The organism is Bifidobacterium sp. W8104 (genome assembly GCF_016100735.1).
Taxonomy (GTDB): Bacteria; Actinomycetota; Actinomycetes; order Actinomycetales; family Bifidobacteriaceae; genus Bombiscardovia; species Bombiscardovia choladohabitans.
Map to the genome: position 1 here is coordinate 780,844 of NZ_JACFRW010000001.1, position 23,720 is coordinate 804,563.

The 23,720-nt window shown below is 56.8% G+C and carries 18 protein-coding genes and 3 rRNA genes; 9 read left to right on the forward strand and 12 right to left on the reverse strand.

Going from position 1 to position 23,720, the window contains the following annotated elements:
- Nucleotides 1-53: 53 nt before the first annotated feature.
- The 4 genes from H3U89_RS02955 to H3U89_RS02970 form a co-directional block, all read right to left on the reverse strand.
- Complete coding sequence (locus tag H3U89_RS02955; protein ID WP_198177594.1) at nt 54-1,376, reverse strand: ABC transporter substrate-binding protein; 1,323 nt, start codon at nt 1,374-1,376, stop codon at nt 54-56.
- A gap of 131 nt (nt 1,377-1,507) precedes the next feature.
- Nucleotides 1,508-2,851, reverse strand: coding sequence for a glycosyl hydrolase family 32 (locus H3U89_RS02960; protein ID WP_232345469.1), 1,344 nt, complete (start codon nt 2,849-2,851; stop codon nt 1,508-1,510).
- A gap of 235 nt (nt 2,852-3,086) precedes the next feature.
- Nucleotides 3,087-4,148, reverse strand: a complete 1,062-nt coding sequence (locus H3U89_RS02965) for a LacI family DNA-binding transcriptional regulator (protein WP_198178555.1) — start codon at nt 4,146-4,148, stop codon at nt 3,087-3,089.
- A 270-nt stretch (nt 4,149-4,418) separates the two neighbouring features.
- On the reverse strand, nt 4,419-5,129 hold the full coding sequence (locus tag H3U89_RS02970) for a histidine phosphatase family protein (protein WP_198176990.1): 711 nt from the start codon (nt 5,127-5,129) through the stop codon (nt 4,419-4,421).
- 40 nt (nt 5,130-5,169) lie between these two features.
- Here H3U89_RS02970 and H3U89_RS02975 point away from each other — a divergent pair, with 40 nt between their 5' ends.
- Nucleotides 5,170-5,535, forward strand: a complete 366-nt coding sequence (locus tag H3U89_RS02975; protein ID WP_198178554.1) for a DUF4235 domain-containing protein — start codon at nt 5,170-5,172, stop codon at nt 5,533-5,535.
- A 106-nt stretch (nt 5,536-5,641) separates the two neighbouring features.
- Nucleotides 5,642-6,460, forward strand: a complete 819-nt coding sequence (locus tag H3U89_RS02980; protein ID WP_198178553.1) for a nitroreductase family protein — start codon at nt 5,642-5,644, stop codon at nt 6,458-6,460.
- A gap of 199 nt (nt 6,461-6,659) precedes the next feature.
- On the opposite strand, the gene H3U89_RS02985 is transcribed toward H3U89_RS02980, so the two are convergent.
- The 7 genes from H3U89_RS02985 to H3U89_RS03015 all read right to left on the reverse strand — a co-directional run bounded on the left by H3U89_RS02985 (nt 6,660) and on the right by H3U89_RS03015 (nt 15,345).
- On the reverse strand, nt 6,660-6,911 hold the full coding sequence (locus H3U89_RS02985; RefSeq protein WP_198178552.1) for a hypothetical protein: 252 nt from the start codon (nt 6,909-6,911) through the stop codon (nt 6,660-6,662).
- 208 nt (nt 6,912-7,119) lie between these two features.
- Nucleotides 7,120-8,058 carry an aldo/keto reductase gene (locus H3U89_RS02990; protein ID WP_198178551.1) on the reverse strand — a complete coding sequence of 313 codons (939 nt, stop codon included), beginning with the start codon at nt 8,056-8,058 and terminating at the stop codon, nt 7,120-7,122.
- Nucleotides 8,059-8,126: 68 nt separating this feature from the next.
- Nucleotides 8,127-8,879, reverse strand: coding sequence for a tyrosine-protein phosphatase (locus H3U89_RS02995; protein ID WP_198178550.1), 753 nt, complete (start codon nt 8,877-8,879; stop codon nt 8,127-8,129).
- Nucleotides 8,880-9,074: 195 nt separating this feature from the next.
- Nucleotides 9,075-9,734, reverse strand: coding sequence for an SDR family oxidoreductase (locus H3U89_RS03000; protein WP_198178549.1), 660 nt, complete (start codon nt 9,732-9,734; stop codon nt 9,075-9,077).
- A gap of 324 nt (nt 9,735-10,058) precedes the next feature.
- A 5S ribosomal RNA gene (gene rrf, locus H3U89_RS03005) occupies nt 10,059-10,175 on the reverse strand.
- Between the two features lie 172 nt (nt 10,176-10,347).
- Nucleotides 10,348-13,417 (reverse strand): 23S ribosomal RNA (locus H3U89_RS03010).
- Nucleotides 13,418-13,820: 403 nt separating this feature from the next.
- Nucleotides 13,821-15,345 (reverse strand): 16S ribosomal RNA (locus H3U89_RS03015).
- Together the 16S, 23S and 5S rRNA genes form the textbook arrangement of a ribosomal RNA operon.
- Nucleotides 15,346-15,995: 650 nt before the next feature.
- On the opposite strand from H3U89_RS03015, the gene H3U89_RS03020 reads away from it, so the two are divergent.
- The 7 genes from H3U89_RS03020 to H3U89_RS03050 all read left to right on the forward strand — a co-directional run bounded on the left by H3U89_RS03020 (nt 15,996) and on the right by H3U89_RS03050 (nt 22,204).
- Complete coding sequence (locus tag H3U89_RS03020) at nt 15,996-16,751, forward strand: Sir2 family NAD-dependent protein deacetylase (protein ID WP_198178548.1); 756 nt, start codon at nt 15,996-15,998, stop codon at nt 16,749-16,751.
- A 400-nt stretch (nt 16,752-17,151) separates the two neighbouring features.
- Nucleotides 17,152-17,367, forward strand: a complete 216-nt coding sequence (locus H3U89_RS03025) for a hypothetical protein (protein ID WP_198178547.1) — start codon at nt 17,152-17,154, stop codon at nt 17,365-17,367.
- 43 nt (nt 17,368-17,410) lie between these two features.
- Nucleotides 17,411-17,635 carry a hypothetical protein gene (locus tag H3U89_RS03030; RefSeq protein ID WP_198178546.1) on the forward strand — a complete coding sequence of 75 codons (225 nt, stop codon included), beginning with the start codon at nt 17,411-17,413 and terminating at the stop codon, nt 17,633-17,635.
- A gap of 844 nt (nt 17,636-18,479) precedes the next feature.
- A complete protein-coding gene (locus H3U89_RS03035; RefSeq protein ID WP_015021173.1) occupies nt 18,480-18,623 on the forward strand; it encodes a hypothetical protein in 144 nt (47 codons plus the stop codon).
- A 21-nt stretch (nt 18,624-18,644) separates the two neighbouring features.
- A complete protein-coding gene (locus H3U89_RS03040; protein WP_198178545.1) occupies nt 18,645-18,986 on the forward strand; it encodes a hypothetical protein in 342 nt (113 codons plus the stop codon).
- Nucleotides 18,987-19,476: 490 nt separating this feature from the next.
- The gene (locus H3U89_RS03045) at nt 19,477-21,507 is read left to right on the forward strand and encodes a bacteriocin-associated integral membrane family protein (protein ID WP_198178544.1); all 2,031 of its coding nucleotides are present in this window, start codon (nt 19,477-19,479) and stop codon (nt 21,505-21,507) included.
- Nucleotides 21,508-21,532: 25 nt separating this feature from the next.
- Entirely contained in the window at nt 21,533-22,204 is a 672-nt protein-coding gene (locus H3U89_RS03050) for an ATP-binding cassette domain-containing protein (protein WP_198178543.1), read from the forward strand.
- Nucleotides 22,205-22,448: 244 nt separating this feature from the next.
- On the opposite strand, the gene ilvA is transcribed toward H3U89_RS03050, so the two are convergent.
- Nucleotides 22,449-23,714, reverse strand: coding sequence for a threonine ammonia-lyase (ilvA, locus tag H3U89_RS03055; RefSeq protein WP_198178542.1), 1,266 nt, complete (start codon nt 23,712-23,714; stop codon nt 22,449-22,451).
- Nucleotides 23,715-23,720: the final 6 nt, after the last annotated feature.

A 23,720-nucleotide genomic window follows, 5' to 3' on the forward strand; every position in this document is an offset into this window, starting at 1 on the left:
CTCATGCACAACCGCGCCAGTTCCACTCCGATTACGGCGCAGTCAAGCTTCCCTCACGACTTGTGAACCGTGTTGTACTCGGATGTCCACCCATCGACGAAGGACGATTCAACCTTGGACCATGGTCCAGTCCCCTGTGCGTATTCCAACATCGCATCGGCCATGGTCAAAGCCCATTGAGCCGTGGGAAGCGGGCGGATGACCAAGTCATAACAGTTCCGCTTGGCATAAACATCATTGGCACGCAGTATGGGATTCTTCGTTTTGAAACCCGCCTTGGCATAGGATTTGAAAGGAGTCTCGAAGCCCATGGTGTCAGTGACGATTTTTCTGGCTCCATCGTTATCGAGCATCCAGTCCAGAAACTTCTTGGTAGCGTCTTTGTCTTTTTGCGAGGCTTTGCTGTTAATGGCGAAATAGTTGGAGCTGATCGTTAACCCGGAGTTTTCCTCACCCGGGATTCCCATATACAGCGGAAAAACTCCCATATCCTTATCCGAGACTTTCTTGCCGCGCAGCTGTGGATACGCCCACGATCCCATCTCGATGAAAGCCGCATCACCAAGCGCAAATTCCGAAATAGCATCGTCCAGGGTCGCGCCTGAAAGCTGTGTTGGCGCAACCGTCTCGTTCTTGATCATCAAATCGAATATCTTCTTGAGATTAGGCACATACTTGCCCGATACCTTTGAAGGAATCACCGTCGTGTTCTGATCTCGATATTCGTAAAACACCGGTATATGCGGCAGCATGTCGCCGTACCTAGGCCGTGAACTGGCCTCGAATCCAGCAGAGGTGAATGCTCCTTTGATGCCTAGATCGCTTTTATGAGCCTGAATCTCTTCGACCATTTTTTTGAGAGCATCAAATCCTCGGACTTCCTGTTCGGAGTGAATGCTCGCCCAGTCTGCGGCGAAATATTTTTTCAGAATCGCACGATTGTAGATAATGCCATACCGGTCAAGCACAAAAGGAATGGCCTTGACTGTATCGCCATCTTTGAGCACATAATCACGGTTCTGCAGATCCTTGTACATGCGCGTCCCGGAAAGATCATCGCAATAATCCACCCAGTTGGGAAAGTCATTGTTGTCCAGGCCAATAAGCGTCGGTGCATTTGTCTTGGCGAGTTCGCTTTTCAGGGTTTGTTCATAATTGCCTGGGGAAGCGGTCGTAATATCGAATGGTATGCCTGTATCCTTAGTGAACAGCTTTCCTAGCTGGACGAACTGTTCATTGTTTTCGCCTTTCTGATTCATGTAGTAGACCCGACCTTGCGAGCTGCTACTGGATCCTGTTCCTCCACAACCCGAGAGAACGCCCATTGTGAGTACCGCGGCTGCGATTACGGCCGTCGTTTTCCTGACTGTATTCATGCCTTCCTCCATTGGAAGCCTTGACTCATCATCACATCCTGTGTGCATGCTTAGCATAAGCGCTTAAGCAATTGTTATCAGCCTCAACGATGTTCCCCGTCATCGCATACACCTTTACCGTTCCACAACCATCATCTCCTTACCGTATTTGATATCCAAGCATTCGAGAGTTTGAGAGAACCGTCGGTTACGAACATACCGACGGACCCACCGCTGGACCGGTACATTCTGGTGCTCAAGGCCACCCCGTCAATATATAAGGTGGCAATCGTATCGTCCACAACGACTTGCAAGTGATGGGTGCTGCCTGCATCCAGGCGCACAGGTCTGGTCAGACCTATATTCATAGTGTTGAACCAGGGAAAGTTCGGACTTCCCTCAAACGTGCATCGGTTCTCGTCAACCTTGCACAGGAACTGATAGCCTGCTTCGGTCTCCGGATCCTCCTCCAAGACGAGCCCGAAAGAGCGGGTGGAGGAGGCGAATCTGACATCGGCTTCAAAGGCGAAGGGGCTACCTAGATGGTCGGCAATCCTGCTTTGCACCCTTCCATCGTTACCTTGCATGACAAAGTCGTCGATACGCTTCCGATCGATGAAACCGTCCCAGAGTGTAGTGACTGGCTTAACGCCTAAAGTATGGTCCGGCCGCTGGAAGATCTCATGAGGCACGAATGCGCCACCCCACTCATAGTTACCAATGTCCTGATCACCTTCCTTGGTCCCAACCCAACCGAACAGGATACGGTGGCCGTTCAAGGCGAAGGTTCGTGCGGCATAATATGCGCTTCCTTCCAGACCGTCGTCCGGCGGCTGCAGCCAAGGCCCATTCAAGCTCCGTGACATCCTATAGGTCATCCCGTGTCTGTCGCTGTATTCGGTGACTATGTGATACCACCAGTCTCCCATTTTGAACAGGTCCGGCATCTCATGCATCGTATACAGTCCCGGGGCCCAAAAATCGCCCTCAAATTTCCAATTCATGAAATCCGGTGATGAAAAGCAGACTGTCCTGCCGGTTCGTCTTGTTTTCGGACCGGGCTGTCGAGCGCCCAGCAAGACCAGATACCGGTCTTGCTCATCGTCCCTGACCACCCAAGGATCTCTCCAATCAGAGGGGTCATACCCATCTTGAGGCAGGAAGGGCAATGGTTCGTCCACCTTGCGCCAGTGATACAGGTCGCTGCTGACAGCATGCATCGGAACCTGAGAAAGCCCTCCTTCGTTCTCGATATTTCTGTTGTAGCCGGTGTAAATGATGTGATAGCAATCATCGACTTTGCAAACAGAGCCGGCATAAATGAACTGATCCTGATCACGCTCACCACCGTGTGGGATTACCACACCATGATCTTCATAATGGATGAAGTCCTTTGTCGTAACCAGGGACCACCCGAACGGCTTTCCTAACGGCTCAGGATCCCTATCGTCGCGTTGGTGGAAGATGTAAAAGGTGTCGCCCTCGCCGAAAGGCATACAATCCCCCACCCAATATCCCGGGGCTTGATAGTATAGCGTGTTCACTGAGTCAATCCAATCTGTTCTTGTCGTTTCGATCAGCCGTGATCGATGAATCTGCGATTATTCTCCCTTGTTTAATCGCTTAAGCACTATCCAGAATAGCTACTTCCCTGTTTTTGTCAAATCACGGTCCAGCCTGTCGCAGGCGGATGTGTTGCTGAGTGCAAGGCCTACTTATTAAGTAAAACCGTCAGCGCGCCGGCACGGCAATAGAGCGCCTGACCACTGAGGGGCAAGAGACATGCACCGGCTGATATTCCTGCAAATCCTTGGGCCCTGGTCTTACAGCGGGGGCACTTTCCGCATCCTTTGAGTGTTTCCTGTCCGACGACGGCTCAAGCAGCATGCGCACTCCAAGTACACCGAGATCGTATTGGGGAAGAGCCACGGTTGTTAGGCCAGGATGAAGGTGGGCCGCAATCACTTCCTGGTTGTCGAACCCAACGACCGAAAGATGATCGGGAACACGCACTCCACGCTCCCTCAAAGCGTCGTACAGGCCCATGGCCGTTCTATCGTTATGGCAGAATACCGCAGTAGCCCCTGTCTTCATCAGCGCGTCCACTGCTCCATACCCACCCTCTTGATCGGCCTTGGCAAGAATCACCAAGGAGGGGTCGAAGGAAATCTGCGCCTGTTCCAATGCCTGACGATATCCCCGCAAACGCCCAACCGAAGCAGGTGAAGATTCCGACTGATTGATGAACGCTATCCGTTTATGACCCGCAGCAATGAGCAGATTGGTTGCGGTCAAACCACCCTGTACCTCATCTGGCACGACTGCCGGGTATGTACTGTCACGGTCATAGCAATTCACCAGAACCGAATTGACCTGCCTTAATTCTTTAGGAGGGACTACTTCGTGATGCACCCAACTGGAATAGACGATGCCTTCAACCTGCCTCTCCAGCATGAATGAAAGCGCGCTGTGCTCTATACGCGAATCGCCGTTGGTATCGACCACCAACAGTATTTTGCCATTGCGCCAAGCCTCATCCTGAGCACCGCGGATGACCTGACCTGCAAACGGAGAAGTAGCAACCCCGTCACTGATGAATCCGATTGAGTCGGACCGCCCGCGCGCCAAGCCGCTTGCCAGGGCGTTTCTTCTGTACCCCATGCTCTTCGCTATACGCCTTACGCGCTTCTTGGTCTCCTCAGGAATTCTGACATCCTTATTGTCATTGACAGCCCACGAAGCGGTCGCGATCGACACCCCTGCCGCGTGTGCGACATCTTGCAATGTAACCATCCCAGTCCATCCTAATGATCCTGTGCGGTCATAGGGCTTAATCGTCACAACAACCGAAACATCAGTGGATGCATCAGCATACTCATATCATTGAATCGTTGAAGTTGCAATGATACCGGTCGATAGCGGCGTCCGACCTGTCTTTCGTCCCCGTCCATCGATGACATACCCTCGCACTAACAAGCTTATCGGGTTCTGTGCACACCGCATCTATCTGGACAACAGACTAGAAGCATCAAATATTCGAGAGAGTTCCATTCGGATGATGACTCACACATTCCACTGCCTGAGCACGCGTTCTCCCTGGTAGATGCCAAGAACACCGTAACGCGCCGTATTCATCCTGAACAACTGGGCCTTGCTTGGGTCCAGGGCCAACCACTGCGTGGTCAGGATGCGCAGGATATGGGCGTGCGCCACCAGGAGCACATGCCGCCCCGCGTATACCTGGGGTTCAAGCCATTTGACTATCTCTCGCGCACGAGCGGCCACCTGATCCAGACTTTCACCGCGGGTCACGTGCACTGGAACACGATTGCCTGAAGGCAGAACGACCACTCGGTCACCAGTCAGTTCGTTGATGCCCAAGGCCTGCGGGCCGTCGACCCACAGTTTCCAGTCACGGCCGAGACTAGCCACCACATCTTGAGGACGATGCCCTTCGGCCGGACCATAATCCCACTCCAGAATCTCGTCCATCGGTGTCGGATCAGGAAAGCCGGCCAGTTCGGCTGTCTGCCTGGCACGTTGCAGGGGGCTTGAAAAAACACAACCAGCATCAAAGCCCTTGGGGAAGGCTTTGGCCAGCCTCCGACCAGCCTCTCTAGCTTGCTCACACCCTTGGTCAGTCAAGGGAATATCAGTGCGTCCCGTATACTGTCCTGTTTTGCTCCAAATAGTCTGACCATGCCGTAACAGCACGGCGTAGCCCTCACTCTCAGCCGAGGCATCATTGCCCGCCGCGTTTTTCACAGTATCCATGCATGGTATTTTAACCCCATGCGTGTGGGATAATGGACCTATGACGGACTCAGGACGGGAACCTGGCGGGATGGCCGACCAAGTGGTCGGCATGCTTCATCAGGTGGACGGCAAGGTGAATGACATGCGCAACACTATTGAATCAGATCCGGACTCGCTGACAGACAAGCTGGTCAAGTTCGCGCTTCCCGGCATCGCTGCATTGCTGGCAGGCAAACTCTTCCAGGCCTTCTGGAGCGGACTGGTCCGCAAACGCAACGGAGGCGTGGACAGCCCTGAAGAGGATCAGGAGAGTGCTACTGACGGTCTTCTCTTCAGCGTTCTGTCGGCAGCCGTTATCGCCTTGGTCTCAGGTCTGTCCGAGCGGGGTTCCCAGGCTCTGATCGACCGTCGTCACCAGCGCTGAAAGCAAGGGACGCTGACCGATAACCAGACCGATCCAGATAACGCTGATTGCGTGATTTTGACGACAAGGTCTTGCATTGGAAGGCATTGACGGTCAGAATGTCAAAATGACCTTATCAAACGCGCAGAAAACCCCGGCCACGAATCCGGCCGATAATCCCACCATACGAACCTTGCTTGAGCGGCGCTCCATCCGCGGATTCACTGAAGAACCCGTTGACGACCAGACCGTCGCCTTGCTGGAGCAGGCGGCCCAACATGCTGCGACCAGCCGCTACTTCCACGAATGGTCGGCCATCAGGGTCACGGATCATGATGAGGCACTTGCCATTGCCGATATGGCCCATCAGCGCTATGTCGCCGAAGCCCCGTTGCTCTACATCTTCCTGGCAGACCAGCGCCGTAATGCCGACCTGGTCCGGCGATTCGCCGATGATCTGGACCCGGATACCACCCTGCTCAACACCGGTTATGTCTTCCTGCAGTCGCAGAACGATGCTGTCCTGGCCCTACACGCCATGGAGACCGCCGCCAACGCGCTGGGCCTGGGCGGAGTCATTCTGGGCAGCGTCATCAATGACACGAACAAATTGATCGATTTGCTGAAACTACCCAAACTGGTCTATCCGGTGCTGGGTCTTGCCATCGGACACCCGGCCCAGGATCCGGATCCCAAGCCAAGGATGCCTCGTCAGGCGCAAATCTTTACCAACACCTATCAGCGGGCCGATGATGATGCAGACATGAAGGATGCCCTGGCAGACTTCGACCAGACGGTCACCCGCTATTATCGCGACATCCGGCACATGGACGATCCCCACCGCTCATTCAGCGCCATAATGGCCGACAAGGTTCGTAACCCTGCCTCCGGCCATGAACCCATGCTGGATTCAATCCGCCGACAGGGCTTCGACCCGGCCTGCTAGGCAACGAAATCCCTGCCAGCCGCACAGGCGTATGGCCCACCCGACAAGCTCACCGGCCTGGTTGGTGGAGGGATAAAGTCCGATCGGCCCCGAGCAGCGAAATCAGCGGAATCCAATCTTGCTGCTCGGGGCCAGCGGAATCAACCAGAATCAGCTTGGTAATCACCAGGAATGCATGGGCTGCAGGGCAATGACTGCCTCACCTGCGACGAGGCTTGTACCCACGTTTGCGGCTGTGTGGTTTCGAAGCTCGCGAGACCGCCCTCATGCGCTGGTAGGAGCCCGGCTCGTGGCTGGTCAGATGCCAGCTACCGCAGTAGTCACAGCGGTAGACCCATAGAAGAACGGCGCGTTCGACCATGCTGCGGTCGGCGGCCTGCTGGGCCTTGACCCGATCGTGATACATGATCTTGGACGTAGCAGCGCAACGTCGTGGGGTGAAATAATGCATGACAGCGTACGACTACCTCGAAACCGATCCGACTATCCTTCTGTGCATCTTTTGTACTCACGCCGCCTGATGCCCAGCCGAGCAAGCCCTGCCAGATTACGCAAGAAGATTGATGCAGAATCAAACTGGCAGGACGCAATCCTTCATAATCCGAAACGGTAAAACTGAGCAGAAACCATGCGGACGCGAGCGACCCTACAGCCGGGGATCAGGGCAGATCGTGACCGGCGCTCAGGTAGAGGTCGTACCATTCCTGAGCTGTCAGATCCACATCCGCACCAGTGGCCATCTGGGTGATGCGCTCAGGGTTCATGGATCCCAGGAGCACCTGTATGCCGGCGGGATGCCGCAGAATCCAGGCCACAGCAATAGCGCTCTTGGCCACCCCATGCTGCTTGGCCAGTTTGTCCAGCTCGGCATTGAGTTCGGGATAGCGGGGATTGTCCAGGAAGACCCCGTCAAAGTATCCGGTCTGGAAGGGGCTCCAGGCCTGAATGGTCATGGACTTGAGCCGCGAATAGGCCAGAAGACCGCCATCATGGTCCAGGCTGGGGTCGTCGCCCATATTGACGTGAATCTCCTGGTCGACCATGCCGGTATGTCCCAGACCGAACTGCAGCTGGTTGACCTCCAGCCGCTGACTTACAGCGCTCTGCAGCAGCTCCACCTGCATTGGGTTGACATTGCTGACGCCGAAGTGTCGAACCTTCCCGCTGGACTGCAGTTTATTGAAAGCCTCAGCCAGATCATCCAAGTCGACCAGGGTGTCGGGCCGGTGCAGGAGCACGAAGTCGACGTGGTCGGTCTGCAGGTTGACCAGCTCCTCATCCAGGGCCTTCAGCAGATGATCCTTGGAGAAGTCATAGCGGGTGATCTGGTCGCTGTCCGGGTTGCGGAAGATGCCGAACTTGGTCTGGATGCCCACGCTGTCCCGGTCTACGCTCAGATCCTTCAAAGCTTGTCCCAAGGCACGGCTGCTGGCCCCGGCGTGGTAGCAATCTGCTGTGTCGAAGAAGTCCACGCCCGCATTCATGGCCGTCTCCACAATGGTCCGCGCTTCCTCACGGCTCTTCTGATCGATCCGCATGACCCCCAGGGCCACACGGGAGGCCCGGAATCCTGACCGTCCTAAATTCATGTATCGCACAATGTCCTCCTCGTAATAGACGTCTAGGCTCGAGTCTACCCGTCCCAGCCAGCTCAAGCCCTGTGTGGTTATTCCAGCAGGTTGCTGCGCAGGGCCTCCACCTGGTCGGGTCCGAACCCTAGAGCCTGCTGGGCGTAGGCGAAGACATCCCCGTATGCCTCGAGCATGGTCTGTTGGGCATGAGCCAGGTATTCTTTCTTGACGCAGAGCGCAATCTGCAGTGCGTCCAGTGAATCCTGGTCGAAGCCTTTGGCGCGGAACTGGTCCAGCAGCTGATTGTTGGCCGCGACCCTCTCCTGGTTGGTCTTCAGATAGTCAGCGAATATCCGGTCGTCGTCCACCTCCAGCAGCCAGAGCACCAGGGCCGCGGCGAACCCGGTCCGGTCCTTGCCGGCGAAACAGTGGAAGAGGGTGGCCCCCTGGGTGTTGCCCACGACAATGCGCAGGAACTTCCCATACCCCTGCTGGGCCGCAGAATTCATGACCAGGTCATGGTAGACATTCAGCATGTGGCCGTTGACCTGATCCGCTAAACCCAGCGAGGCGAAATCGTCCAAGCTGGCGCCGTTGGTACCACTTTGCTCCAGCAGGTCGATGTTGGTGAAGGTCACACCGTCGATCCTGTCGTCCGGACTTTCCTGTATCTCGAAGGGCCTTCGGAAGTCCACGACCTGCGTCACCCGGTAGCGGTCGACCAGATCCCTCCTGGTCTCCTCGTCCAGGCCGACCAGCTGCCCGGACCGGATGAACCCGTGGGGACGGACCCGGCGGCCATGGATGGTCCGCATGCCACCCAGATCCCGAAAATTGGTGATGTTCATCGACGACCTCCTTAAGATCCTCCCTGTATCCAAGCCAACCGCATCTTCCCGAAGATCACAGGGGCGCAGTGTGCAAGCGCGCGATCAGCAGCGACAAGCATTGCAACCAAGGTACCATTACCGTTACTGTATATACACGTTTCGGCTTGGCGTCGTTTGGCGTCCGAGCTGCTCTTGAAGAATTGGCAGGGTCTGTCACCGCGTCGCGGTCAGGGCCTGTCTGATGGGCGTGCCGCCTGCGATGATGTTGTAGACCCTGCCTGTGGTCTGGGGGAGGTCGAAGCAGTCGGCCAAACATTGTGCAACATCCGCGATCGGTATGGGTCCGGGGCCGTCCGGCTCTACCTGGATGGCTCCTGTGCCGTCCTGTTCGGTCAGGCTGCCTGGCTCGATGATGGTGTAGGCCAGTCCGGAACTGATCAGGTACTGGTCGGCCATGTTCTTGGTCACGTAGTAATCAGCGAGGGCGTCAATGGCGGGCTTGACCTGGGGCTGCTCCCAGCGCAGCCAGTCGGCTGCGTACATGGCTCCCAGCATGACGTACCTGGTAATGCCGACCGCTTTGGCGGCCTCTATGGTCTTCATGGCTCCCAGGGCGTCGATCTGGTTGATGTCCTTGCCGCGCGAGCCTGCGGTGAAGACAACGGCATCCGCTTGCGTCTTACGGAATGCGTCGGTTATCTGGGAGAGCGGGTCGCGCAGGTCCAGTGTCATGGACTCCACCTGCTGGCTGGCCGGAATCTTCGAGGCTCCTCGTGCGCATGCCACTACCTCATGTCCGGCACGGACCAGGTCCTCGAGGACCAATGCACCCACTCTGCCGGTGGCTCCTACAAGAATGATTCTTGTGCTCATGCTCATCCACTTTCGTTGTCTATGTGTTTGCATGCCTGATTTGGCTGCTTTTCATTCTAGGTGTCCCGGGCCGTGAACAACAGGCGGCAAAGCAAACCAGGGGTTCCGGATCAATGCTTTCGAATATCAAATCGCAGACCGGTTACGTGCAAGACAGCCTGGGTACGTGCGTGCCTTTCATATTCCGTTAAACCAGATTCCATGGATTTTCTTTGAGAATCGTGTAATGAGGAAGACTCTTAAGGCCTGTGGCAAATGCAAATATGAAAAAAGGAGGCATCTTCAGGATTTCCTCCTGAAGATGCCTCCGATATTTCCGTGTAATGGCGGCGGTGTGCTACTCTCCCACACTCTTCCGGGTGCAGTACCATTGCCGTGCTGGGTCTTAGCTTCCGGGTTCGGAATGGGACCGGGCGTCTCCCCCAGGCCATGACCGCCGCGAATCTTCAATTTCATCCATCCCCTTCAGGCGAAGGGCATGGGGTCTTCTGGTGGTTCGGGGACCGGATGGTGGACGCGTGTTCCGTGTTCGATCGCCTGTGGCCTTCCGTGCATATTGCCGCAGGTCGTATCCGCAGTAGGGGTTGATGCCGCCACCCCTCCAGGGGTGGGTGTTGTGTTGTCCTCGACCATTAGTGCCGGTCGGCTCCGCCCCTTGCGGGGTGTCCACGTCCGGTCTATCGACCATGTGTTCTGCATGGGGTCTTCAGAAGCTTTAAGGCTTCATGGAATCCTTATCTTGGAGGGGGCTTCCCGCTTAGATGCTTTCAGCGGTTATCCCATCCGAACGTAGCCAACCGGCCGTGCCGCTGGCGCGACAACCGGCATACCAGAGGTTCGTCCACCCAGGTCCTCTCGTACTATGGGCAGGGCTCCTCAAGATTCCAACGAGCGCAGAGGATAGAGACCAAACTGTCTCACGACGTTCTGAACCCAGCTCGCGTGCCGCTTTAATCGGCGAACGGCCGAACCCTTGGGACCTGCTCCAGCCCCAGGATGCGACGAGCCGACATCGAGGTGCCAAACCATCCCGTCGATATGGACTCTTGGGGATGATCAGCCTGTTATCCCCGGGGTACCTTTTATCCGTTGAGCGATGCCGCGTCCGTACGCCGGCACCGGATCACTATCTCCGACTTTCGTCCCTGCTCGACCCGTCGGTCTCGCAGTCAAGCTCCCTTGTGCGATTGCACTCGACACCCGATTGCCAACCGGGCTGAGGGAACCCTTGGGCGCCTCCGTTACTCTTTGGGAGGCAACCGCCCCAGTTAAACTACCCGCCAGGCACTGTCCCTGGCCGGGATGACCGGCCGAGGTTAGAGGCCAGATGAGGACAGAGCGGTATTTCACATTACGGCTCCACGGATGCTGGCGCACCCGCTTCGAAGCCTCCCGCCTATGCTACACAGTCCGCACCTAACGCCAATACCAAGGTATAGTAAAGGTCCCGGGGTCTTTTCGTCCTTCTGCGCTTAACGAGCATCTTTACTCGTACTGCAATTTCGCCGAGCTCCTGGTCGAGACAGTGGGGAAGTCGTTACGCCATTCGTGCAGGTCGGAACTTACCCGACAAGGAATTTCGCTACCTTAGGATGGTTATAGTTACCACCGCCGTTTACCGGGGCTTGAATTCACCGCTGCCCCCTCCGAAGAGGGATGACGGATCCTCTTAACCTTCCGGCACCGGGCAGGCGTCAGTGCATATACAGCGACTTACGTCTTCGCATGCACCTGTGTTTTTGGTAAACAGTCGCTACCCCCTGGTCTGTGCCGCCCCAGCCGGCTCCGCGCGCGAAGCGCCTCACCGGCCGGGGCCTCCCTTATACCGAAGGCACGGGAGTGATTTGCCGAGTTCCTTGACCAGGATTCGCTCGATCGCTTTGGTATACTCTACCTGACCACCAGTGTCGGTTTGGGGTACGGGCGGCGCCAATCCTCACGCCGAAGCTTTTCTCGACGGAACGGCACACCGGATTCGGGGCACAAGACCCCCCATCATCACACCTCGCGCTCATGCCGGGCGGATTTGCCTGCCCGACGCGCCGCATGCTTGACCACGGATAACCACCACCGCGGCCCGGCTCCCGTTCCGTGTCACTCCTGCGCTACCCGCCACGCATCCACACGCCGGTCCCATGCCATCGGACGGTCCGAAGACCACCACCCGACACAGGTAAGGGCATGCTTCCACGTCTTGGATTGGACGGCTCGACGCCGGTAGGAGAATATCGACTCCTTCATCCATTCGACTACGCCTGTCGGCCTCGCCTTAGGACCCGACTCACCCGGGGACGACGAACGTGGCCCCGGAACCCTTGGTCATCCAGCGGACGGGATTCTCACCCGCCTCTCGCTACTCATGTCTGCATTCTCACTTCCACGCGGTCCACGGCCGGCTCACGCCGCCGCTTCACCCCACGCGGAACGCTCTCCTACCCAGCACAGCGAACTGCGCTGCCGCGTCTTCGGTGGCGTGCTTGAGCCCCGCTACATTATCGGCGCGGAACCACTAGACCAGTGAGCTGTTACGCACTCTTTCAAGGATGGCTGCTTCTGAGCCAACCTCCTGGCTGTCTATGCGACTCCACATCCTTTCCCACTTAGCACGCGCTTGGGGACCTTAGACGACGATCTGGGCTGTCTCCCTCTCGACGACGGAGCTTATCCCCCGCCGACTCACTGCCGCGATACACCTCACACGTATTCGGAGTTTGGCTGCTGTCGGTACCCGATACGGGCCCTCAAGCATCCAGTAGCTCTACCCCATGGAGGCACTCACGCGACGCTGCACCGAAATGCATTTCGGAGAGAACCAGCTATCACGGAATTTGATTGGCCTTTCACCCCTAGCCCCAGGTCATCGGCCCGGTTTTCAACCCAGGTCCGTTCGGTCCTCCACGCGGTCTTACCCGCGCTTCAACCTGCCCAGGGCTAGATCATCCCGCTTCGGGTCCAGGACACGCGACTGGAACGCCCTTATCGGACTCGCTTTCGCTACGGCTGCCCCACACGGGTTAGCCTCGCCACGCACCACTGACTCGCAGACTCATTTTTCGATAGGCACGCCGTCACCCCGAAGGGCTCCGACGGATTGTAGGCACACGGTTTCAGAAACTCTTTCACTCCCCTCCCGGGGTGCTTTTCACCTTTCCCTCACGGTACTCGTACGCTATCGGTCAGACAGGAATATTCAGGCTTACCCCACGGTCGGGGCCGATTCACACGGGATTCCACGAGTCCCGCGCTACTTGGGAACAAGAACCGGCAGGCGGCGCGCCTTCGGCTACGGGGCCATCACCCTCTACGGCCGGGAATTCAATCCCGTTCGCCTCACACGCCGCTTTATCACTGCCGCCGGGCCCGTCGGAGCCCGGACGCCAAGTCCCACAACACCCATGCCGCAACCCCCGACGGGTCTCACACGGCACCGGTTTGGCCATCATCCGCTTTCGCTCGCCACTACTCACGGAATATCCTTTCCTGCAGGTACTGAGATGTTTCACTTCCCTGCGTACCCCCCGCACGAATGCGGTGCCGGCCCATCACGGCCGGCGGGTTACCCCATTCGGACACCCTCGGATCAAAGCCCTGTCGGCGGCTCCCCGAGGCCTATCGCGGCCCCACGCGTCCTTCATCGGTCCTGTCTGCCAAGGCATCCACCATGCGCCCTTGCCGACAACACGACCACAGGCCATGCCACGACAACAACAACTGCGAACTGCCAGACGACAAATCATCACACTAAACGATCACAAAACGATCGACCCGAACCCACCATGTGGGCTCGGACGAAACAATACAGCAGACAGCCAGCCCGAAAGCCGGCCATCCGCTCGCGTCCACTATCCAGTTCTCAAACCACCAGCACACCGACGGGACCCGCCACAGGGCAACACCCCATGAGGAACCCGACGGGCGACGGGAACACCACCCACAAGGGTGGCGGTCCGGGAACCCAACAGCGCATCCATGCCACAGCCTCAAGACCGTTCCACGCCAGCACGCCCACACCATCCGGCCATCCGGCCGGACCCGCAGGCACGACCCCCACGCATCACACGCAGGGGATTTCCATAATCTCCGTAGAAAGGAGGTGATCCAGCCGCACCTTCCGGTACGGCTACCTTGTTACGACTTAGTCCCAATCGCGGACCTCACCTTAGACGGCTCCCCCCCTTGCGGGTTGGGCCACCGGCTTCGGGTGCTGCCCACTTTCATGACTTGACGGGCGGTGTGTACAAGGCCCGGGAACGCATTCACCGCGGCGTTGCTGATCCGCGATTACTAGCGACTCCGCCTTCACGGAGCCGGGTTGCAGGCTCCGATCCGAACTGAGACCGGTTTTCAGGGATCCGCTCCATGTCACCATGTCGCATCCCGTTGTACCGGCCATTGTAGCATGCGTGAAGCCCTGGACGTAAGGGGCATGATGATCTGACGTCATCCCCACCTTCCTCCGGGTTAACCCCGGCGGTCCCCCGTGAGTTCCCACCATGACGTGCTGGCAACACGAGGCGAGGGTTGCGCTCGTTGCGGGACTTGACCCAACATCTCACGACACGAGCTGACGACGACCATGCACCACCTGTGAACCGGCCCCGAAGGGAAGCCGCGTCTCCGCGGCCGTCCGGCACATGTCAAGCCCAGGTAAGGTTCTTCGCGTTGCATCGAATTAATCCGCATGCTCCGCCGCTTGTGCGGGCCCCCGTCAATTTCTTTGAGTTTTAGCCTTGCGGCCGTACTCCCCAGGCGGGATGCTTAACGCGTTAGCTCCGACACGGAACCCGTGGAACGGGCCCCACATCCAGCATCCACCGTTTACGGCGTGGACTACCAGGGTATCTAATCCTGTTCGCTCCCCACGCTTTCGCTCCTCAGCGTCAGTGACGGCCCAGAGACCTGCCTTCGCCATCGGTGTTCTTCCCGATATCTACACATTCCACCGTTACACCGGGAATTCCAGTCTCCCCTACCGCACTCCAGTCCGCCCGTACCCGGCGCCGATCCACCGTTAAGCGATGGACTTTCACACCAGACGCGACGAACCGCCTACGAGCTCTTTACGCCCAATAAATCCGGATAACGCTTGCACCCTACGTATTACCGCGGCTGCTGGCACGTAGTTAGCCGGTGCTTATTCGAAAGGTACACTCACTCTCGCTTGCTCCCAATCAAAAGCGGTTTACAACCCGAAGGCCGTCATCCCGCACGCGGCGTCGCTGCATCAGGCTTTCGCCCATTGTGCAATATTCCCCACTGCTGCCTCCCGTAGGAGTCTGGGCCGTATCTCAGTCCCAATGTGGCCGGTCGCCCTCTCAGGCCGGCTACCCGTCGAAGCCTTGGCAGGCCATCACCCCGCCAACAAGCTGATAGGACGCGACCCCATCCCATGCCGGTAAACCCTTTCCCACACCATCATGCGACAGTGCGGAGCATCCGGCATTACCACCCGTTTCCAGGAGCTATTCCGAAGCATGGGGCAGGTTGGTCACGCATTACTCACCCGTTCGCCACTCTCACCACCAAGCAAGCTTGGCGGATCCCGTTCGACTTGCATGTGTTAAGCACGCCGCCAGCGTTCATCCTGAGCCAGAATCAAACCCTCCACAAAAAAACCATGAAGAAGCCGAAACGACTCACATCAATAATTGACGGGCCGGCTTCCATAAGGAGGAAACCAACCCACGAAAAACCCCGACACCCCTCACAACGCTCCCACGTACCCGACAACAGCCGGGCGGGCATCGGACTGGCAATCAAAAAGCTATAAGTAGCACAAACACGCTCTTGAGTTCTCAAACCACCACCACACCAACAGCTCCAAGCCCTCCGAAGAGTTCTCATCACTGCCGGGCAGCAAGAGATAAACTTACCACGAGCCAGCCAAAACGCAACTCGGCCCTTCCATAAACACCCTCAAAACAAGTAATAACAAGGCCTCAAACGGCGTGTCGTTACATGCTCCTTCCTAACTTCGAGTCTCACGAAGATGGGCCTTCAGCTCACAGCCCCCGCTTCATGCGCACATTTTATTCACAAGGCAATAATCAGGCCACAGCTGGGTCGGCGTGTCAGCATAGCCCTTTCGTGGTCGTTCTGAATTCTGGCCATAGGCAGCCATGTCCAGTGCGCGTTTCTCTTTCTGCCCTCAAATGCCACTCATCCACAACTCACAGACGTCAATGTTGATATAGGTGCATATTCGCGCACCATGTCGGTCTTCGACTCATAGAGTCTATTAACAGATGGTAAGACGGGTGTATGAGCACAACAATTGCAGTACTGACCGGTGCGGGCATCTCGACTTCCGCCGGCATACCGGATTTCCGCGGGCCTGACGGGGTTTGGACCAAGCATCCTGATCAGATGAACGTTTATGACCTGGACCTGTTCATGAGCGACAAGAAGCAGCGGGAGTATTCATGGCGGTGGCAGAAGGAGTCGCCAGTCTGGAAGGCCCAGCCCGGAGTAGCCCACAAGGCACTGGCCAGGCTGGAGCAGGCAGGTATGCTGAACCTGCTGGCTACGCAGAACTTCGATGCCCTTCACGAGAAAGCCGGCAACTCCGAGGACGTCATCGTCAACCTTCACGGAACCATCGGCAGCTCCCATTGCATGAAGTGCGGCCAGGCATATCGTACTGCCGACATCATGGCCAAGCTTGATCAGGAGCCCGATCCGCACTGCCACAAGTCCATGCCCTACCAGGGCAACATGCCATGCAATGGCATCATCAAGACTGATGTGGTCTACTTCGGTCAGGCCCTGCCCGAGGGAGCCATGGAAAAGAGCATGCGGCTAGCCAGCCAGGCCGATCAATTCTGGGTGATCGGTTCCACCTTGGAGGTGTATCCGGCGGCCTCACTGGTGCCGGTGGCAGCCCAGGCAGGTGTGCCAATCACCATCATGAACATGGGTTCAACCCAGTATGATTCTCTGGCAACCCGACTCATCCACGAACCCATCGAAGAGGCACTGCCCAAACTCGTCGACAAAACCATCGCCGGACAAGGATGATTCCCCAATCGCTCCGCGCAATTACTGGAACAGATCTGCGATCTGCAGGTTTCTGATGGGCCCTGCAAGAACCTGCAGGGCCCACTATGGCAATCCTTGAGCCGTCTTCCGTCTCACTACAGACAAACTCCATTTGTACCGGTCCCCTGTCAGCGTCGTTTTGGAACCCCGGCACTCCTATCACGCGGATACTCTGCATCAGGAAGCGAACCTCTGTCCAGAAGAAGGACGGCAAATCGACTCCAGAAGCCGAGCCCGGGGATTTCGTCGCCTTCCAGATCATGACCGTCACCGACGTGTGGCGGCGGCTGATCAGGTTGCACAAGCACGACCGATAGACGGCCAGACCACACCAACCAATAATTTAAAAAGCCATGTTATTGGGTACAGGAGAATAGCCATGAACGAATACGAGTACGAGCCTAAGACGGAACAAGAGCGCCGGCTGATGGAGGAGATGAACGCCAAGGCCGAACGCGGGGAACGCCTGGACGTCATACCAGGCTCCGTACGACGCAAGGATCCGAACCGCGGAGTGGATGAGGACGAGTTCTTCCGCGACCTCCAGGAGGAATTCGACCAGATGCGCCTGCGCCGGGCCGAGGCCACCCGGTGAGGGCGGAGAGGGACAGGCGTGCAGGAAGGGAAAGGAGCGCAAAATGGCCAAGCAAGTCACATCCGAGAACCAGGAGGACATCGATGCGATGATTCGCGCAGCCGACCGGGGGGAGCTGATCCACCACCCGGAGGCCGCCGTCCGGCGGGACCCCGGCGCCCCGCTGCTGACCGACGAGCAGGCCGCATCGCTCATGGCCCAGAGTCTGGCGAATCTGGAGAAGCTGGAGGAGCGGCGGGCCGAGGCACGGACCGCTCGACGCACCTGAAGGGTCAGGGTGCCCAAGGACCTGGACGACAAGGCCAGCCGGCTGACCAAGAGGGGGGCATCCCCAAGTCGGCCATCATCCGCAAGGCCGTCGCTCGGGACGTCCAGGCCACAGACAAGCAGCCGACAACCGCCTGATGGCCACCGCACCAGGACGCAAGGGCGCCTTCGGAACCCATGAATGACGGGTCCGGGGGTGCCTTCGTTTATGCGGTCATGCGGTTGGCTGCGCGTAGGCGATCCCGCAGGGCATGTCCAGGACAACCAGCCGGTCCTGGGCCATCCTCCTGGTGGACAGATTCTCCACCTCCATGCATGCGGTACAAGCCTGCCGGAGCCGGCAGGAAAGAACAGAGCCGGACGTGCGCGCCGGAAGAACTACCGCAGTCAGAAACGAGCATTTCACCGTTATCCCAGAAAGGGCCCGAAACCAGCCCACCACATCCATAAAACACCAGCAATCACAGCCCACCAAACGTAACCACCCAAGCATCAGACCCACCAGCAATCACGAAACCACCATCATCAACACACCCCAAATGCACCAACCAGCGCAGACAGCAATCACGTACAGACAAGCCACAATCAGACCAGATTCAAGAGATGGACCTTGAATATAATTTGAGGGACTTTGAATGCAGCAAACCCTCTTAGCCGCACGCGCATTAAATCTAATCAGAGATCCCCTATATACCTATACTAGAAAACTTGAATTTTTGATTTTGATTTTGACGGTGGATGACTTCGCTTCGCGGTCATTGGGGAGACGCTCATTGAGAAGCTGCGCGAACAGTTTAAGAGCGTGGCCGGAGAACTGCAATCGCTGCTGGACGAAACGAGGAGACATGGACAAGAACCCGAACCAGAGCAACGAGGAGGACCTGAGTGCACGACTGTGCGAGACGAGGCAGGTGCTCGAGGAGCTCAGGAACTACCAGGGCGCGCAGATACAGCTCGTCACCAGCCGCCAGGTGAACCTCAGGGAGTAGTTGGAGACGATAACCTCCACGATGGAACAGGTCAACCAGATGCTGTTGACCAGCTTGCAGCGATTAGAGGACTCAGGCAACAGGCAGAGCGAAGCCTCAAGGAAGGTCATCCTCTTTGGCTACAAGGCGTTCGAGGAGAACGTGGAGCAAACGGCGAGCAGGAACGAAACACAGCTCAGAAAGATGCACGACGAGCAGCGGCAGCGGTACGTGAACGAGGGACTCTTGAGGCTGCAGAGCAAGCAGAACAGCGGGCTCGACTCGCTCGCCCACGACGTCACACGACACCTCGACGAGGCACTGGTCTCACTCGATAGACAGGCCAGCGAGCAGATCAGACGGATGAGCAACCGGCTCGGCTGACATCAGACCCGCAACTGGCTGACCGCCACCATCCCCACCAGTGTCATCACCAGCGACATTCTCTACATGATTCCGCACTGCATCCACTAAACATCCCATGCTCATGGTGTGAGTGTAACCAAGCAAACTGGTCTTTTATGTGTTGTCCGAATTCCGGCAGGGGTATTGTTCCAGGAGTGGTGGCGTCATCGTACCAGTTCGGATTTCCACATCGGTGTCAGTGACATGAGAGCAGTCTCAATGTGTGAGAGGCCGGAATGAGTTAGCTGTGTTTATGGAGTAGAATAGTCAGCGGTAGAACGTTTTCGCCTCATATTTGCTTTCAAAGGAGAAGACTATGAGGAAGTTTGGGAAAGTTGTTGCTTCATGAATGGCAGCTCCTACCTTGTCGGCCGGCATGTGTCTGCTCTTTGTTTTGGGTGGGTGAGGTGATTTGCGAATTCACTGGATTCAACGGTTGACGATTTGGGCTTCCTTGATTCTCACCATAGTGGTGACATTCGAGATGCTTATCACTATCGACCAGGAGCTTCCTGCGGGTACTGGTACCTCTTTCACCGTCGAGAGGGTTGATACCGCGACGAAGGCGGATGCTGTGCGTGCGATTGCTCAAGCTTCAAAAACTTTGGGGATTAATGTCTTCAAGATCCAACCTTCATTTCGCGACTCAATGAAATCTCGTGTTCTCGTGGCCTTTGTGGGTGACCAAAAGTCTTTTCAACGAAATGGAGGGTACGATTATCCTTCCTTTTCAACGCGTGACCAGTCAACGAAAGTAGTTTCTTATAAAGAGATTACAACCCAGGACTTGCGCGGAAGCTATGCGACCAATGCGGATAGTTCGCATATGGAACAGCTCGTCAAGGCTTTGTCACGTTCCCGGATAGCGGTTGACGAACCACAAAGCCTCTGGTCACGAGGCCTCTGGATAGGTGCGACGATATATGCGTTAGGGAAGGGTGGCCTTTGGGCGGGAGTCGCTATCATCGCCATCACATTGGTGGTGTCCACCGCGTATTCCCTATCCAGGAACAGGAAGATACATGCGGTCAAGGCGATGCACGGTTATACCAGCGGAAGGATACTCGTCGGCGAGCTGGTGTCACTGCTCGCCACACTCGCCGTGGGATTGGTGACGATTGCCTTAGTGGGATTGCCTTTCCTCTGGTTTATCAATAACTTCCACCAGATTTGGCGACTCCTTCGAGCGCTGTTGATCGCCGTGACCGTATTGACGGCGTATCTTGTCTTCCTGGCGTTGGCTTTAGGTGGTGCCAGTACATTCCGCAATCGAATACCCGCCGTTCTCAACGGAGAGGGTAACGAACTCCGTGATGGCATCATCGCGGGTTTTGCCCAGTTCATGGTGGTGGCTGTTCTCTTTGGCACCATCAGCGGTTCTCTGAATAGAATCAGCGCGGTACAGAGCACCAGCCGGTCCTTGGCACAGTGGTCTCGCATCTCGGATCAATATGTCCTGAGGTTTTCAATCAAAATCAACATCACACAGGAGGATATGCTCCGGGCAGCGCCTCCCCTGATGAAAGTGATCGAGGATCTTGACGGCAGGGGGAAGGCGATGTTGGTCGGGTATAACGGTGACTCCGTTTTTTCCACTGATGGGAACAATGATCCTTATAAACCGGACGGATCCGATTCAATGATAGTGAGTCCGAACTATCTCGATAAACAACCCATTGCCGGACTTGATGGGAAACCAGTTAAAGTGGTTGGAACAGATATCGGGGCTTTCACACTCCTGGTGCCTTCATCATATAAAGGGGACTCCGGAGCCTTGTTGAAGGAATACATCGAATATTTCAAGGGAATGTGCCAAGAGGATGTTGCCCAGAAACAGAAACCAACTTCCTGCAACCCCCACGGCGTCTTGGTCCGTACACGTTCGGGCCAAGACATATCCCTCTTCTCGGGAACGCAGTTCATGCCTGCGGAAGATCAGCAGAGGCTGTCTTTGAAAGATCCAGTGGTAGCCGTCACATCCCCATCGTCAGGGTTGATCAGCCCCATGGCATACCTGTCATACACATCAAGAGATAGTGTATTGTTCTCCGATCCGGAACTCCTGCAAAGCAAGCTGGACCATTATGGAATCTCCGGATACTTCCAGGGTATTGATAACGCCAAAGACTCAGTGGCGTATACGCTGTCATTATCCCGGAACGAGCAACGTGGGGACATCATAGCCATATCGTTCGGTCTGGCCGCTGCCATGATGGCCATCCTTGTGTGCTCGGCCGCGTATTGTGCGAGACGACGCAGACTCTCCTTCGTTCAATTCATCCATGGATACGGGTTTTTCAGAAGACATGGAAGCTTTCTTATCATGCAGAATATCGGGATGCTGCTGACCCTCATGGCAGTCGGCATTATCGGCTCGATGAACAAGGTTACGGATCTGGTGGCTGGAACATTGCTCTTCGCTGTATCCAGCCTCATCATGGCCATTACCGTATCGGTATACGAATCAAGGTTCCGTGCTGACGACATTAAACGCCCGTGAATCCACGGTGCGGAGGGAGATGCATATGACAGACGCAGGCAGGCAGCCGACATTGGAAGTCGAAGGACTTACCAAGAAATTTGCGGAACACACGTTATGGTCGAGACTGTCTTTCGACGCTGGACCTGGTTCCATAATCGCAGTGAGCGGGCCGTCCGGTGCAGGCAAGACGACCCTGCTCAACTGCATCGGCTTGTTGGAGGACTTCGATGAAGGATCGGTCACTTACAGCGAAGGGACATTCCGCTCCGGTTATTTGCATAAGAGCCGGAAGGGGCAGCGAGTGTGTCTTCGCGAAAACATAGGATTTCTATTCCAGAACTATGGTCTTGTCGAACAGTGGAACGTGTCGCATAACCTGCAGATTCCCCTCAAAATGAAGAAGCGCGAGCATCGCAAAGAATGGGATGAACGAATCGAAAGCGTGCTTGACATCGTCGGGATGAATGGCTCACAGAAGAAAAAGATATACACCCTATCGGGCGGGGAACAACAGAGAATCGCCCTCGCCAGGCTCCTGCTCAAACAGCCGAATGTCATTCTTGCAGACGAACCGACCTCTGCGCTGGATCAGGACAACGCCAACGTCGTAATACGCATACTGTGCGAACTTGCCCGACAAGGCGCTGCCGTCATCATCTCAACACACAATGAGGAAATAAAGCAAATCTGTACGTCGATCATCGAAATAGGCTGATATACCCACACCCTCCACCCGCAGACCGTGGCGACTCCGGGGAAGGGACTCCGCCTGTGATAAGACGCAAGCCAGCACAAGAATCGCCATAGAATGGCCCTTTAAGAACCAGCAAGTCCCATCAGCCAAGCCCAGCAAAGGCGTCGGCGATTCCGACTGTTCTCTCGGCGATGATCATTGTCCATCATTGTCCCCGAACATCGGATGCCAGGCACAGGCACCGTATCCAATCGGGACATAGTGCTCAGTAGTTCTGATGGACCTGGAAGCCTCGACTGCGCAAGGTATCCAGGATCTGGGTGATGTGATCGGGGCCGTTGGTCTCCACAGTCACTTCCAAGAGCACGCCGTTGTCATAGTGGCCGGAGGATTTGAACTGATCGTGGTTGAGCTCGATCACATTGGCACGCAGGTCGGCCAGGACCGTAGCCACCTTGACCAGCTGGCCAGGTACGTCGGGCAACTCCACGCCGAACTGCATGATGCGTCCGCGGGAAATCATTCCCCGCTGGATGACCGCACCCATGGTGACCGTGTCGATGTTGCCGCCCGAGATGATGGGGACGATCACATGCGGCCCCGGGGCCGACCGGAAGACCTCGGACTGCAGATCCAACTGGCCCAGCGCAGCAAGAGAGACGGCGCCAGCTGCTTCGACCACCAGTTTGTGCTTCTCCAGCATGAATAGGATCATCTCGGAGATGTCGCTTTCGGTTACCTGGACCAGATCATCCATATAGCGGCTGAGCAGGGCGTAGTTCAGATCGCCGGGACGCCTGACGGCCACGCCCTCGGCGGCCGTACGCATCTGATCCGCTGAGACCACATGACCAGCTGTCAGGGATTCACGCCAGGCCGGAGATCCGACTGGGGTGGCTCCAATGACTCTGACCTCAGGCTTAAAGGTCTTTACGGCGAGCGCAACGCCAGCGCCCAGCCCGCCCCCACCCAGGGGAACCACGATATCGGTGACATCGGGCACGTCCTGAAGAATCTCCATGGCGATGGTCCCCTGGCCGCAGACGACCTCGTAGTCGTCAAAGGGCGGAACGAAGGTCATGCCGCGATCACGTGCCAGCCCCAAGGCATAATCAGAACTTTCATCGAAGACCTCACCCTGCAGGACAACCTCGGCACCATAGGCCCGAGTGGCATCGACCTTGAGGGGCGGCGTGATCCGGGGCATGACGATGGTGGCCTTCGCGCCCCGGCTGCGTGCGGCAAAAGCCACCCCCTGGGCATGATTGCCAGCGGAAGCGGTGACGATGCCGCGGTCCAGCTCGTCCTGATTCAGCGAGGCCACCTTGTTGTAAGCTCCGCGAATCTTGAAAGATCCGGTCAGCTGCAGATTCTCCGGCTTGAGCAGAACGCGATGGCCAATCCGAGCACCCAGGTCATCGGATTGCTCGATAAGAGTATGGCGGGCTACACCTTCCAGACGTTGGGCGGCTTTGCGCAGATCAGCGGCGTGATCGGCCTGAAGACAGGCGGTGATTGTTGAAGTATCCATGCTCCA